This window comes from Thermus thermophilus (assembly GCF_019974155.1).
Taxonomy (GTDB): domain Bacteria; phylum Deinococcota; class Deinococci; order Deinococcales; family Thermaceae; genus Thermus; species Thermus thermophilus_C.
The window spans coordinates 832010-843834 of the sequence record NZ_AP025158.1 but is presented as its reverse complement, the minus strand read 5'-3'; the positions used below and the strand labels follow the sequence as shown (position 1 = coordinate 843834).

Sequence of the window (11825 nt, the reverse complement as noted above, 5' to 3'; positions counted from 1 at the left end):
GGAGGTACTCCGTGATCCTGGCCCTAGGGACAAAGAAGTCCACGAAGGAAGCTTACCGCGTCCCCTTCCCTCTATGGGCAAACCCCTCTTCTTCACCCCGAGGAGCTAAACCTTAACAGCGAAGGTACCGGGGCAAGACCTCCTCCAGGGCCTGGGGCGCGGGCAGAAGCTCCCTTAGGGCCTCGGGGAAGGGGGCGGTGTTCCCTTCCTTGAGCATGAGGTACTGGTCCAGGGTAAGGGGGCTTATGGGCAAGGGGGAAAGGAGGGGCACGAGGCGGTCCATGAGCCAAAGGGGAAGGGAAAGAAAGGGCTTCCTCCGCCCCAGGACCTCCATCACCAGCTGGAGGAGCTCGCGGAAGGTATACTCCTTAGGCCCCACCAGGTCGTAGGTCCCCTCGAGGCCCCGCTCCAAGGCCCCCACGAAGGCCTCCGCCACGTCCCCCACGTACACGGGCCGGAAAGGAAAGCTCCCGTCCCCAATGAGGGGGACGAAGGGGAGGGGGGCGCAGACGAGGCCCCTCAAGACCCCGCCGAAGAACTCGTCCCCGGGGCCGAAGATGAGGCTTGGGCGGAAGATGGCGTGGCTCAGGCCGCTTTGGCGCACCAGGGCCTCCCCTTCAGCCTTGGTCCGGTGGTAACGGCTTGGGGCGTTTGGCCTTGCCCCCAGGGCGGACATGTGGAGGAGGCGGCCCACCCCGGCCCGTTCCATGGCCTTCAGGAGGTTCCTCACCCCCTCCACGTGCACCGCCCGGAAGGTCTGGTCCCTTTCCCGAATGATCCCCGCGAGGTAAACGGCGGCCTCCGCCCCCTCGAGGTCCGGCACCTCCCGGGCGATGTCCCCTTCCACGAGGACCGCCCCCTGGGGCAGGGGCCTGGACCTGCGGGCGAGGACCAGGGGGGTGTGGCCCCGAAGGAGAAGGCGGCGCACCACCTCCTGGCCCACGAAGCCCGTTCCGCCGACGACGAAGACCCGCATTCAGGCCGCTTCCAGGACGCCGCCCGCCTCCTGCTCCAAGGCGGCGAGGTCCAGGAGGTAGATCCTGCGGTAGGCGGTAAGGATGAGCCCCTCCCGGCGGAGGTCGGCGAGGACCTTGGAAACGGATTCCCGGATGGAGGCGGTGGCTTCGGCGATGTCCTCGTGGGAGACGGTGACGTAGATGCCCTGCCTGTCCCGGGCCGAAAGCGGGGTGTCCGCCAGGAAGAGGAGGTAGCGGGCGATGCGGGCGCGAAGCTCCCCCGTCTGCAGGTGGGCCTCGTAGGCCTGGACCCGGCGCATCTGCCGGGCGAGGTTTCGGACCACCCGGTGCAGGGCCTCGTGGTCCATGGCCCCGGGGTCCAGCTCCTGGACCACCACGTCCGTCATGGCCTCGGCGGTGTAGCGGTAGGCCTTCCCCTCCAGGGCCTCCTCCCCGAAGTAGTCCCCGGGAAGAACGTGGCGCAGGGTGATGAGGCGGCCGTCGGGAAGGAGCTCCACTACCCGCACCAGGCCCTTTTCCAGCCGGTAGAGGGTGCGGGCCTCCTCTCCCCTCAGGTAGATGACTTCCTTCCGGGCAAAACCCTTCATATCGCCTCCTTTTCTGACCCCCTACGAGACCAAAGCGCCTCGGCGAGGTCCTCCAGGGTCCCCAAGTACTCGGCGCCAAGCCTCCTGGCCTCCTCCGGCCCCGCCCCCTGCCCCCCGAGGAAGACCCGCGGGGCGAGGTCCTTAAGGGCCCCATCGGGGAGGGCCCTTAAAGGCTCAGAGAGGAGGGCGGAAAGGACCACCGCTCTTGCCCCGAGCCGCCGGGCCAAGGCCCTGAGGTCGGGCAGAGGGGTGTCGGGGCCGAGGTAGAGGGCCGGGACCCCCTTGCGGCGGAGGTGGTAGGCGGCGAGCATGGCCCCGATCTCGTGCCGCTCCCCGGGAGGGGTGGTGACGAGGACGGGGGGCCCGGGGGGGGAGCCTGCGAGGTCCAAAAGCTCCTGGAGCCTTGCCCGGAGGAAGGTGGAGGCCAGGTGCTCCTCCGCCACCCCCATCTCCCCCCGGTGCCAGGCCTCCCCCACCTCCCGGAGGACGGGGAGGAGGAGGTGCTCCAGGACGCCCTCCGGGCCCCAAAACCTAAGCCCCCGGCGGAAGAAGGCCTCGGCCCCGGCGAGGTCCCCCCGGAGGAGGGCCTCGAGGAGGCCGGTCCCCAGGTTCTCAGGGGGCAGCTTCTGGGCCAGGTAGCGGCGGATGGCGGCTTGGGGCGTGGCCCCCTCCTCCAGCCAGCGCTTGATGGTCTTCAGGGCCTCCACGTCTTCCGCGCTGTAGAGGCGGTGCCCTCCCGGGGTACGCCGGGGCTTGGGGAAGCCGTAGCGGCGCTCCCACTGGCGGAGCACCTCGGCGGAGAGGCCGGTCATGGCCTCCACCTCGGCGATGCTGTACACCCCGGAGGAGGTCATGGCCTAAGGGTAGCAGGTTGTACAACTCCTGTCAAGGTCTTGTACAGCTTGGCCGAGTGTGGGCGGGACAAAAGTCCCGTAAAAGGGGTACACTGAAACTGAGCTCAGTATGGAGCCCGATTGGAAAGCCCTCCTCCGGATCCTCCGGGCCCACTCCGCCACCTTCTACCTGGGAAGCCTCCTCTTCCCCAAGGAGGCCCGCAAGGGGGCCTGGGCGGTCTACGCCGCCTGCCGCCTGGGGGACGAGGCGGTGGACGGGGAGGGCGGGGGCCCCAAGGCCCTAGAGGCCTGGTGGGCAGGAGTGGAGCGGGCCTACCGGGGAAGGCCCCTCGCCGAGTGGGAGAAGGGCCTCGCCTGGGCCCTGGAGCGCTGGGACATCCCCTTTGAGGCCTTCGCCCACATGCGGGAGGGCTTCCAAACCGACCTCGGCCCCGTGCGGCTCAGGACAGAGGAAGAGCTCCTCCGCTACTGCTACCAGGTGGCGGGCACCGTGGGGCGGATGATGACCCCCATCGCCGGGGGGGATGGGGAGGCGGAGGCCCGGGCGATCCAGCTGGGCCAGGCCCTGCAGCTCACCAACATCCTCCGGGACGTGGGGGAGGACCTGGAGCGGGACCGGGTCTACCTGCCCATGGAGCTCCTGGAAGCCTACGGGGTGCGCCTGAGCGACCTTATGGCGGGGCGCATCACCCCGGGGTACCGCGCCCTCATGGCCCACCTGGAGGGTAAGGCCCGGGCCCTCTACCGGGAGGGGCTTACGGGCCTGGGCCACCTCAAGGTGGGCCGGGCGGCCATCGCCCTTGCCGCCTTGCAGTACCGGGGGATCCTGGACAAGCTCAGGCTCTCGGGCTACGACAACCTGGGAAGGCGGGCCCACCTCAAGGCCTGGGAACGGGTCCTTCTCGTCCCCAAGGCTCTCCTCACCGCCCGTTTTCCCCCAAGGCCGGAGGGAAGCCCCTGATGGGCCCCTTTCTCGTCTGGCACCGGGGCGACCTCCGCCTCCACGACCACCCGGCCCTCCTGGAGGCCCTGGCCCGGGGGCCGGTGGTGGGCCTCGTGGTCCTGGACCCCAACAACCTGAAGACCACCCCGAGGCGGCGGGCCTGGTTCCTGGAGAACGTCCGGGCCCTTAGGGAGGCCTACCGGGCCCGGGGCGGGGCCCTTTGGGTCCTGGAGGGCCTCCCTTGGGAGAAGGTGCCCGAGGCGGCGAGGAGGCTTAAGGCCCAAGGGGTCTACGCCCTGAAAAGCTACACCCCCTATGGCCGCCACCGGGACGCCCGGGTGGCCGAGGCCCTTCCCGTCCCCCTCCACCTCCTCCCCGCCCCCCACCTCCTCCCCCCCGACCTCCCCAAGCCCTACCGGGTCTACACCCCCTTTAGCCGCCTCTACCGGGGGGCCGACCCGCCCCTTTCCCCTCCCGAGGCCCTGCCTAAGGGGCCGGAGGAGGGGGAGATCCCCCGGGAAGACCCGGGGCTTCCCCTCCCCGAGCCGGGGGAGGAGGCGGCCTTGAGGCGGCTTTGGGGCTTCCTCGAGGCCAAGCTTCCCCGCTACGCCGAGGAACGGGACCGGCTGGACGGGGAGGGGGGCTCGAGGCTTTCCCCCTACTTCGCCCTGGGGGCCCTCTCCCCGAGGCTTGCCGCCTGGGAGGCGGAGAGGCGGGGCGGGGAGGGGGCGAGGAAGTGGGTGGCCGAGCTCCTTTGGCGGGACTTCTCCTACCACCTCCTCTACCACTTCCCCTGGATGGCGGAAAGGCCCCTGGACCCGAGGTTCCAGGCCTTCCCCTGGGAGGAGGACGAGGCCCTCTTTCAGGCCTGGTACGAGGGGAAGACGGGGGTCCCCCTGGTGGACGCCGCCATGCGGGAGCTAAGGGCCACGGGCTTCCTCTCCAACCGGGCCCGCATGGCCGTGGCCCAGTTCGCGGTGAAGTACCTCCTCCTCCCCTGGAGGAGGGCGGAGGAGGCCTTCCGCCACCTCCTCCTGGACGGGGACCGGGCGGTGAACCTCCAGGGCTGGCAGTGGGCGGGAGGGCTTGGGGTGGACGCCGCCCCCTACTTCCGGGTCTTCAACCTGGTGGCCCAAGGGGAACGGCACGACCCCGAGGGGCGTTGGCTCAAGCGCTGGGCCCCGGAGTACCCCTCCTACGCCCCCAAGGACCCCGTGGTGGACCTGGAGGAGGCGAGGAGGCGCTACCTGCGCCTGGCGAAGGGCCTCCCCCGAGGGTAGGCGGGGGTACACTCCTGGGAGGGGCCTCCCCGGTAGAGTGCGGGCATGTTCAAGGTGAAGGACCCGGAAAAGGCCCTCAAGGCCATCGCCCTCTTCCGCTACGCCCTGGCGGCCCTCTTCCTCCTCCTCGCCCTCCTCCGCCCCGAGAAGCTCCTCTTCGGAGGCTTAGGCATCCTCGCCCTCCTCATGGCCCGCTCGGGGTACTGCCCCCTGGTGCGCCGTTAAGATGCTCCCATGAAGCGCCTCTCCCTGAGGGAGGTCCAGCCCTACCTAAGAAACCTCCAGCAAGACCCCCTCTCCGTCCTCCTGGAGTGGGGCCGGGCCCACCCCCGGCTCCTCGTTCCCCTGCCGGGCTTCCCCTTGGCCCTGGTCTTTGACCCCGAGGGGGTGGAGGGGGCGCTCCTCGCCGAGGGGACCACCAAGGCCACCTTCCAGTACCGGGCCCTCTCCCGCCTCACGGGAAGGGGCCTCCTCACCGACTGGGGGAAAAGCTGGAAGGAGGCCCGCAAGGCCCTCAAGGACCCCTTCCTGCCCAAGGCGGTCAGGGCCTACCGGGAGGCCATGGAGGAGGAGGCCCGGGCCTTCTTCGGGGAGTGGCGGGGGGAGGAGCGGGACCTGGACCGGGAGATGCTCGCCCTCTCCCTGCGCCTCCTCGGGCGGGCCCTCTTCGGGAAGCCCCTCTCCCCAAGCCTCGCGGAGCACGCCCTTAGGGCCCTGGACCGGATCATGGCCCAGACCCGAAGCCCCCTGGCCCTCCTGGACCTCCCCGCCGAGGCCCGCTTCCGGAAGGACCGGGCCGCCCTCTACCGCGAGGCGGAAGGGCTCATCGCCCACCCGCCCCTCTCCCACCTCCCCCGGGAACGGGCCTTAAGCGAGGCGGTGACCCTCCTGGTGGCGGGCCACGAGACGGTGGCGAGCGCCCTCACCTGGTCCTTTCTCCTCCTCTCCCACCGCCCCGACTGGCAGGAGAAGGTGGCGGAGGACGAGGCCATGGCCCTCGCCGCCTTCCAGGAGGCCCTGAGGCTCTTCCCCCCCGCCTGGGTCCTCACCCGGAGGCTGGAAAGCCCCCTCTCCCTGGGAGGGGACCGGCTTCCCGCGGGCACCACCTTGGTCCTCTCCCCTTACGTGACCCAGAGGCTCTACTTCCCCGATGGGGAGGCCTTCCGGCCCGAGCGCTTCCTGGAGGAAAGGGGGACCCCTTCCGGGCGCTACTTCCCCTTCGGCCTAGGGCAGAGGCTCTGCCTGGGGCGGGACTTCGCCCTCCTCGAGGGCCCCATCGTCCTGCAGGCCTTCTTCCGCCGCTTCCGCCTAGACCCCCTCCCCTTCCCCCGGGTCCTCGCCCAGGTCACCTTGAGGCCCGAGGGCGGGCTTCCCGCGCGGCCCAGAGAGGGGGTGCGGGCGTGACCTACCTGGCCTTCCACCTCGTCTTCCTCCTCCCGCCCCTTCTCCTCCTCCTGGCCACGGGCCTTCCCCGGCCCCCTAGGCTCTGGGCCTACCTCCTCATGCCCCTCATCGCCCTCCTCTACACCACCCCCTGGGACAACTACCTGGTGTGGCGGGGGGTCTGGGGCTACCCGGAAGGGAGGGTGCTCCTGCGCCTCGGGTACGTGCCCCTGGAGGAGTACCTCTTCTTCCTCCTCCAGCCCCTCCTCACCGGGGCCTTCCTCCACCGGGTGGCGGGGGCGCCGCCTTCGGCGGGGCGGGGCCTCGCCCGGGTGGTGGGGGGCGGGGTGTGGCTCCTCGTGGCCGCCCTGGGGGTCCTCCTCCTCGCCCTCGGGGGGAAGGGGCTTTACCTGGGGCTCATCCTCGCCTACTTCGCCCCCGTCTTCGTCCTGCAGTGGGCCTTCGGGGGAGACCTCCTCTGGGGCTGGCGGCGGGCCCTCCTCCTCGGGGCGGGCCTCCCCACCCTCTACCTCTGGTTCGCCGACGCCTGGGCCATCCGGGAGGGGATCTGGTGGATCTCCCCCCAGTACACCCTAGGCCTTGGGGCCTTCGGGCTTCCCCTGGAGGAGATGGCCTTCTTCCTCTTCACCAACCTGGCCGTGGTCCAGGGCCTCCTCCTCGCCTGGCACCCCGAGGCCCTGAGGCGCCTAAGATAACCCCGTGGCCGACCTCTGGGAACGCCTGAAGGACAGGCCCACGGGCAAGGCCCTGGGCCTCGTGGTGGAGGCCCTCCTCCTGCGAAGCCTCAAGGGGAGCCTCCGGGGGGTCTACCTGAGGGGGGAGGCGCCCGCGGGCCCCCTGGTCCTCGTCCTGAACCACCACGGCTTCTTTGACGGCCACCTGGTTTGGCTTCTGGGGAGGCTCTACCGGAGGCCCCTAAGCCTCCTTGTGGCCGAGGAGAACCTGCGGGCCTTCCCCGTGCTGAAGCTTGTGGGGGCCTTGGAGGCGGGGCGGGTGCGGGAGGCCCTGCGGAGGCTTAGGCGGGGGGAGTGGGTGGCCCTCTTCCCCGAGGGGGCCATGCGCTACCCGGGGCCCCTGGGGCCTCTTAAGGAAGGGGCTTCTTGGCTTGCGGAAAAGGCGGGGGTTCCCCTCCTCCCCGTGGCCTTAAGGGTGGCCCTCCGGGGGTACGAGCACCCCGAGGCCTTCGTCTGGATCGGGAAGCCCATCCCCCCCAAGGAGGCCGGGGCCCTGGGGGGGCTTCTCCAGGGGCTGGACGCCCTCCTCGCCCAAACCCACCCCCGGGAGGTGCCGGAGGGCTTCCAGGAGGTGCTTCGGGGGAGGCGGAGCCTGGAGGAAAGGGTGCTTCCCCTGGTGAGGCTCTTTCGGCCATGACGGGGGACTTCTTCTTCGGGGTCTTCCTCTTCCTCCTCCTGAGGTGGCTCGCCCTTCTCTATAACCTCCTCGCCTTCCCCCGCCTAAGGCCCCGCCCCACGCCCCCGAGGCCCACGGCCTCCATTCTCGTGCCGGCCCGGAACGAGGCGGAAAACCTAAAGAGGACCCTCCCCGCCCTCCTCCGGCAGGGGGCCCTCGAGGTCCTCGTCCTGGACGACCTCTCCGAGGACGGCACCGCCCAGGCCGCCCTGGAGGCGGCGGGGCACCACCCCGCCTTCCGCCTCCTCCGGGGCGCCCCCCTGCCCCCGGGCTGGACGGGGAAGAACTGGGCCTGCTTCCAGCTCGCCCGGGCGGCGCGGGGAGAGGTCTTGGTCTTCACCGACGCCGACGTCCTCTGGGAGGAGGGGGCCTTGGGGGGGCTTCTGGAGGCCCTTCAGGGGAAGGAGATGGTCTCCGCCCTCCCCCGGCAGGAGGTGGGCCTTAGGGAGGGCGCCCTGGTGGCCTTCGTGATGCACGGGCTCCTCTCCTTCCTCCCCCACCCCCTTCTGGAAAGGCTACGGGTGGCGAACGGCCAGGTCCTGGCCTTCCGCAGGGCGGCCTACCTCGCCCTCGGGGGGCACAAGGCGGTGAAGGGGGAGGTCCTGGAGGACGTGGCCCTGGCCCGAAGGGCACGGACCTACGGCCTCTTCCTGGGCAGGGGGCTTTTCCGGGCGCGGATGTACCGGGGCTATGGGGAGGCGGTGGCGGGCTTCGCGAAGAACTTCCTGGCGGTCCACCTGAAGAACCCCGCCGTCCTCCTGGGCTCGGCCTTTTACCACCTCGCCCTCTACACCCTGCCTTGGCTCTTTGGGCGTTGGGAACTTGGGCTTATGGGCCTTCTGGAGCGGCTTTGGGTGCAGAAGGCCCTCGGGGGGCCCCTCTGGCCCGCCCTCCTCACGCCCCTCGCCCCCCTTCTCCTCCTCCCCGTCTACCTCCTGGCCCTCCTCCCGGGAAGGCGCTGGAAGGGGCGGAAGGTGTAGGGGGCGTGGCCTCTGAACTAGACAGACCGGTCTTTTCCGTTTACCCTGAGGGGGTGAAGGCCATCTGGCAACTCCAAGAGGCCAAAGCCCGCTTCTCCGAGGTGGTGGAGCGGGCCCTCAAGGGGGAGCCCCAGCTCGTCCTCCGGCGGGGCAAGAAGGCGGTGGTGGTGCTGGACTGGGAGACCTACGCCCGCCTCGCGGGGGAAGAGGCCTCGGTCCTCGAGGCCCTAAGACCCCCCAAGACCCTCCCCAATGAGGAGGTGGAAGCCCTCTTCCAAAGGCAAAAGACGGGCTTCCGGGAGGTGGACTTCTGAGGTACCTGCTGGACACCAACGTGGTCTCCGAGGCCGTCAAGCGGCGGCCTCACCCCAAGGTGGTGGCCTTCCTGCGCCACCTTAAAGTGGGGGAGGCGTACCTCTCCGCCCTCACCTTGGGCGAACTGGTCCAGGGGGTGGCCCGGGCCCCGGAGGCCCGAAGGGCCACCCTCAGCCGATGGCTCTCGGGGCTGAAGGCAAGCTTCTCGGGGCGGATCCTTCCCCTGGACGCCGAGGTGATGGAACTCTGGGGCGAGCTCACCGGAAAGGCCATGAGGGAGGGCAAGCCCCTCTCTCCCCTAGACGCCATGCTGGCGGCCACGGCCCTACGGCACGGCCTGACCCTGGTCACCCGGAACACCGAGGACTTCCGCCACGTCCCCGTGCCCCTCGCGAACCCCTGGGAAGGGTAACCCTAGGCAGCCTCACAGGCCCACCTTCTCCCCCGGGGCAATCCCTGTGTGGGCCAGGCCCAACTCAGCGGGGGAGTGGCCTGGTAGACTCCTCCTCATGCGGGCCATCGTCATCGGAAGCGGGGTGGGGGGGCTCTCGGCGGCCATCCGCCTCGCCGCCATGGGCCTTCAGGTCCTGGTCCTGGAAAAACTGGACGGCCCCGGGGGAAGGGCCTTCGTCCACCGGGCGGAGGGCTTCACCTTTGACATGGGGCCCACGGTGATCACCGTCCCCCCCTTCCTGGAGGACCTCTTCGCCACGAGGCCCGGCGACCCCAGGCTCTACCCCGACTTCCCAGAGGAGGAAGGGCTTAAGCACACGGAGCGCTACGTGAAGCTCGTCCCCGTGGACCCCTTCTACCGCCTCCACTTCCCGGACGGCACCCACTTTGACTACAAGGACGACCCCGCGCACCTGGAGGGGGAGATCGCCCGCCTCGCCCCGGAGGACCTCGAGGGCTACCGCCGCTTTGAGGCCCACGCCAAGGCCCTCTTCCAGAAGGGCTTTTTAGAGCTCGGCTTCACCCACTTCGGAAGCCTCCTGGACCTCCTCAAGGTGGCCCCGGACCTCCTCCGCCTGGACGCGGTGCGGCCCCTTTTTAGCGTGGTCTCCCGTTACTTCAAGAGCCCCAAGACCCGGCAGATCTTCTCCTTTGAGCCCCTCCTCATCGGGGGGAACCCCCTGCAGGTGCCCGCCCTCTACGCCATGATCCACTTCGTGGAGCGGCGCTGGGGGGTGCACTTCGCCATGGGGGGGACGGGGGCCCTGGTGCGGGGGCTCGTCCGGAAGCTGGAGGAGCTCGGCGGGCAAATCCGGTACAACGCCCCCGTGCGCCGCATCCTCACCAAGGGGCGGCGGGCCGTGGGGGTGGTCCTCCAGGACGGGGAGAAGCTGGAGGCCGACCTCGTGGTCTCCAACGCCGACTACGTCCACACCTACGGCGAGCTCCTCGCCCCCGAGGACCGCACCTGGAACGGCGACTGGCGCCTCAAGCGCACGAGGCTTTCCATGAGCCTCTTCGTGGCCTACTTCGGCTTCAAGGCCCGGGGGGACGAGGGGGAAAGGCTAAAGCACCACAACGTCCTCTTCTCCCACCGCTACGAGGGGCTTCTCCGGGACATCTTCCAGCGGAAGACCCTCCCCGAGGACTTCGCCCACTACCTCCACCTCCCCACCCTCACCGACCCCTCCTTAGCCCCCCCGGGGCACCACGCCGCCTACACCCTGGTCCCCGTGCCCCACAACGGGAGCGGCCTGGACTGGGGGAGGCTTGGCCCCCTCTACCTGGAGAAGGCCCTCCGGTACCTGGACGAGGCGGGGTACCTCCCCGGGCTCATGGACCGCCTGGTCTACACCCACTTCATCACCCCGGACTACTTCCAGTGGACCCTGAATAGCCACCTGGGCAACGCCTTCGGCCCGGAGCCTGTGCTCTGGCAGACGGCCTCCTTCCGCCCCAAGAACCGCTCCGAGGACGTGAAGGGGCTCTACCTGGTGGGGCAGAGCTACCAGCCGGGGGCGGGGCTCCCCAGCGTGATGATGTCCGCCAAGATCACGGCCCGGCTCATCGCCCACGACCTGGGCCTGGAAAAGGCCCCCAAGGGCCTTGTGGAGGCGCGGGGGTGAACATCCGGGAGAGGAAGCGGAAGCACCTCGAGGCCTGCCTCCGGGAAGAGGTGGCCTACCAGAAGACCACCACGGGCCTCGAGGGCTTCCGCCTCCGCTACCAGGCCCTGGCGGGCCTCGCCCTAAGCGAGGTGGACCTCACCACCCCCTTCCTGGGGAAGACCCTGAAGGCCCCCTTCCTCATCGGGGCCATGACCGGGGGGGAGGAAAACGGGGAGAGGATCAACCTGGCCCTGGCGGAGGCCGCGGAGGCCTTAGGGGTGGGGATGATGCTGGGCTCGGGCAGGATCGTCCTGGAGCGCCCCGAGGCCCTAAGGAGCTTTAGGGTGCGCAAGGTGGCCCCAAAGGCGCTCCTCATCGCCAACCTGGGCCTCGCCCAGCTCAGGCGCTACGGGCGGGACGACCTCCTCCGGCTCGTGGAGATGCTGGAGGCGGACGCCCTCGCCTTCCACGTGAACCCCCTGCAGGAGGCGGTGCAGCGGGGGGACACGGACTTCCGGGGCCTTTTGGAGAGGCTCGCCGAACTCCTTCCCCTACCCTTCCCCGTGATGGTGAAGGAGGTGGGGCACGGCCTCTCCCGGGAGGCGGCCCTGGCCCTACGGGACCTCCCCCTGGCGGCGGTGGACGTGGCCGGGGCCGGGGGAACGAGCTGGGCCCGGGTGGAGGAGTGGGTGCGCTTCGGGGAGGTGCGCCACCCGGAGCTCTGCGAGATCGGGATCCCCACGGCGAGGGCCATCCTCGAGGTGCGGGAGGTCCTGCCCCACCTCCCCCTCGTGGCCTCCGGAGGGGTCTACACGGGGACGGACGGGGCCAAGGCCCTGGCCCTGGGGGCGGACCTCCTGGCGGTGGCCCGCCCCCTCCTCAGGCCCGCCCTGGAGGGGGCGGAACGGGTGGCGGCCTGGATTCAGGACTACCTGGAGGAGCTCAGGACCGCCCTCTTCGCCATCGGGGCGAGGAACCCGAGGGAAGCCCGGGGGCGGGTGGAGCGGGTGTAGAC

The 11825-nt window shown here is 70.3% G+C and carries 14 protein-coding genes; 11 read left to right on the top strand and 3 right to left on the bottom strand.

Going from position 1 to position 11825, the window contains the following annotated elements:
* Positions 1–112 precede the first annotated feature (112 nt).
* Genes TthTMY_RS04610 through TthTMY_RS04600 form a run of 3 tightly spaced genes read right to left on the bottom strand, consistent with a single transcriptional unit; the run spans position 113 to position 2418 of the window.
* On the bottom strand, positions 113–976 hold the full coding sequence (locus tag TthTMY_RS04610; RefSeq protein WP_096410447.1) for a complex I NDUFA9 subunit family protein: 864 nt from the start codon (positions 974–976) through the stop codon (positions 113–115).
* A complete protein-coding gene (locus tag TthTMY_RS04605; protein WP_096410446.1) occupies positions 977–1564 on the bottom strand; it encodes a helix-turn-helix domain-containing protein in 588 nt (195 codons plus the stop codon).
* Complete coding sequence (locus tag TthTMY_RS04600) at positions 1561–2418, bottom strand: MerR family transcriptional regulator (protein WP_096410445.1); 858 nt, start codon at positions 2416–2418, stop codon at positions 1561–1563. Before TthTMY_RS04600 ends, TthTMY_RS04605 begins: the two co-directional genes overlap by 4 nt.
* Before the next feature lie 109 nt (positions 2419–2527).
* Here TthTMY_RS04600 and TthTMY_RS04595 point away from each other — a divergent pair, with 109 nt between their 5' ends.
* The 11 genes from TthTMY_RS04595 (at position 2528) to fni (ending at position 11823) form a co-directional block, all read left to right on the top strand.
* Positions 2528–3379 (top strand): phytoene/squalene synthase family protein, encoded by an 852-nt coding sequence (locus tag TthTMY_RS04595; RefSeq protein ID WP_096410444.1) that lies wholly within the window; start codon positions 2528–2530, stop codon positions 3377–3379.
* Positions 3379–4641: a deoxyribodipyrimidine photo-lyase gene (gene phr, locus TthTMY_RS04590; RefSeq protein ID WP_223903472.1), complete on the top strand. Its 1263-nt coding sequence runs from the start codon at positions 3379–3381 to the stop codon at positions 4639–4641. Before TthTMY_RS04595 ends, phr begins: the two co-directional genes overlap by 1 nt.
* A gap of 45 nt (positions 4642–4686) precedes the next feature.
* Positions 4687–4866: a hypothetical protein gene (locus TthTMY_RS04585; RefSeq protein ID WP_096410443.1), complete on the top strand. Its 180-nt coding sequence runs from the start codon at positions 4687–4689 to the stop codon at positions 4864–4866.
* Positions 4867–4875: 9 nt separating this feature from the next.
* Positions 4876–6045, top strand: a complete 1170-nt coding sequence (locus TthTMY_RS04580; protein ID WP_096410442.1) for a cytochrome P450 — start codon at positions 4876–4878, stop codon at positions 6043–6045.
* Positions 6042–6740, top strand: coding sequence for a lycopene cyclase domain-containing protein (locus TthTMY_RS04575; RefSeq protein ID WP_096410441.1), 699 nt, complete (start codon positions 6042–6044; stop codon positions 6738–6740). The genes TthTMY_RS04580 and TthTMY_RS04575 overlap by 4 nt, the downstream gene beginning before the upstream one ends.
* A 4-nt stretch (positions 6741–6744) precedes the next feature.
* Positions 6745–7416: a lysophospholipid acyltransferase family protein gene (locus tag TthTMY_RS04570; RefSeq protein WP_096410440.1), complete on the top strand. Its 672-nt coding sequence runs from the start codon at positions 6745–6747 to the stop codon at positions 7414–7416.
* On the top strand, positions 7413–8435 hold the full coding sequence (locus TthTMY_RS04565; RefSeq protein WP_223903471.1) for a glycosyltransferase: 1023 nt from the start codon (positions 7413–7415) through the stop codon (positions 8433–8435). Before TthTMY_RS04570 ends, TthTMY_RS04565 begins: the two co-directional genes overlap by 4 nt.
* A 53-nt stretch (positions 8436–8488) precedes the next feature.
* Positions 8489–8749 (top strand): type II toxin-antitoxin system Phd/YefM family antitoxin, encoded by a 261-nt coding sequence (locus tag TthTMY_RS04560; protein ID WP_223903470.1) that lies wholly within the window; start codon positions 8489–8491, stop codon positions 8747–8749.
* 20 nt (positions 8750–8769) lie between these two features.
* Positions 8770–9162, top strand: coding sequence for a type II toxin-antitoxin system VapC family toxin (locus TthTMY_RS04555; protein WP_229365148.1), 393 nt, complete (start codon positions 8770–8772; stop codon positions 9160–9162).
* Between the two features lie 97 nt (positions 9163–9259).
* Positions 9260–10828, top strand: coding sequence for a phytoene desaturase family protein (gene crtI, locus TthTMY_RS04550; protein ID WP_223903469.1), 1569 nt, complete (start codon positions 9260–9262; stop codon positions 10826–10828).
* Positions 10825–11823 (top strand): type 2 isopentenyl-diphosphate Delta-isomerase, encoded by a 999-nt coding sequence (fni, locus tag TthTMY_RS04545; RefSeq protein ID WP_096410437.1) that lies wholly within the window; start codon positions 10825–10827, stop codon positions 11821–11823. The genes crtI and fni overlap by 4 nt, the downstream gene beginning before the upstream one ends.
* Positions 11824–11825: the final 2 nt, after the last annotated feature.

What these genes read in the sequence shown, in the direction of transcription:
- TthTMY_RS04610 (WP_096410447.1), bottom strand. Translation starts at nt 976, where the DNA reads ATGCGGGTCTTCGTCGTCGGCGGAACGGGCTTCGTGGGCCAGGAGGTG.
- TthTMY_RS04605 (WP_096410446.1), bottom strand. Translation starts at nt 1,564, where the DNA reads ATGAAGGGTTTTGCCCGGAAGGAAGTCATCTACCTGAGGGGAGAGGAG.
- TthTMY_RS04600 (WP_096410445.1), bottom strand. Translation starts at nt 2,418, where the DNA reads ATGACCTCCTCCGGGGTGTACAGCATCGCCGAGGTGGAGGCCATGACC.
- TthTMY_RS04595 (WP_096410444.1), top strand. Translation starts at nt 2,528, where the DNA reads ATGGAGCCCGATTGGAAAGCCCTCCTCCGGATCCTCCGGGCCCACTCC.
- phr (WP_223903472.1), top strand. Translation starts at nt 3,379, where the DNA reads ATGGGCCCCTTTCTCGTCTGGCACCGGGGCGACCTCCGCCTCCACGAC.
- TthTMY_RS04585 (WP_096410443.1), top strand. Translation starts at nt 4,687, where the DNA reads ATGTTCAAGGTGAAGGACCCGGAAAAGGCCCTCAAGGCCATCGCCCTC.
- TthTMY_RS04580 (WP_096410442.1), top strand. Translation starts at nt 4,876, where the DNA reads ATGAAGCGCCTCTCCCTGAGGGAGGTCCAGCCCTACCTAAGAAACCTC.
- TthTMY_RS04565 (WP_223903471.1), top strand. Translation starts at nt 7,413, where the DNA reads ATGACGGGGGACTTCTTCTTCGGGGTCTTCCTCTTCCTCCTCCTGAGG.
- crtI (WP_223903469.1), top strand. Translation starts at nt 9,260, where the DNA reads ATGCGGGCCATCGTCATCGGAAGCGGGGTGGGGGGGCTCTCGGCGGCC.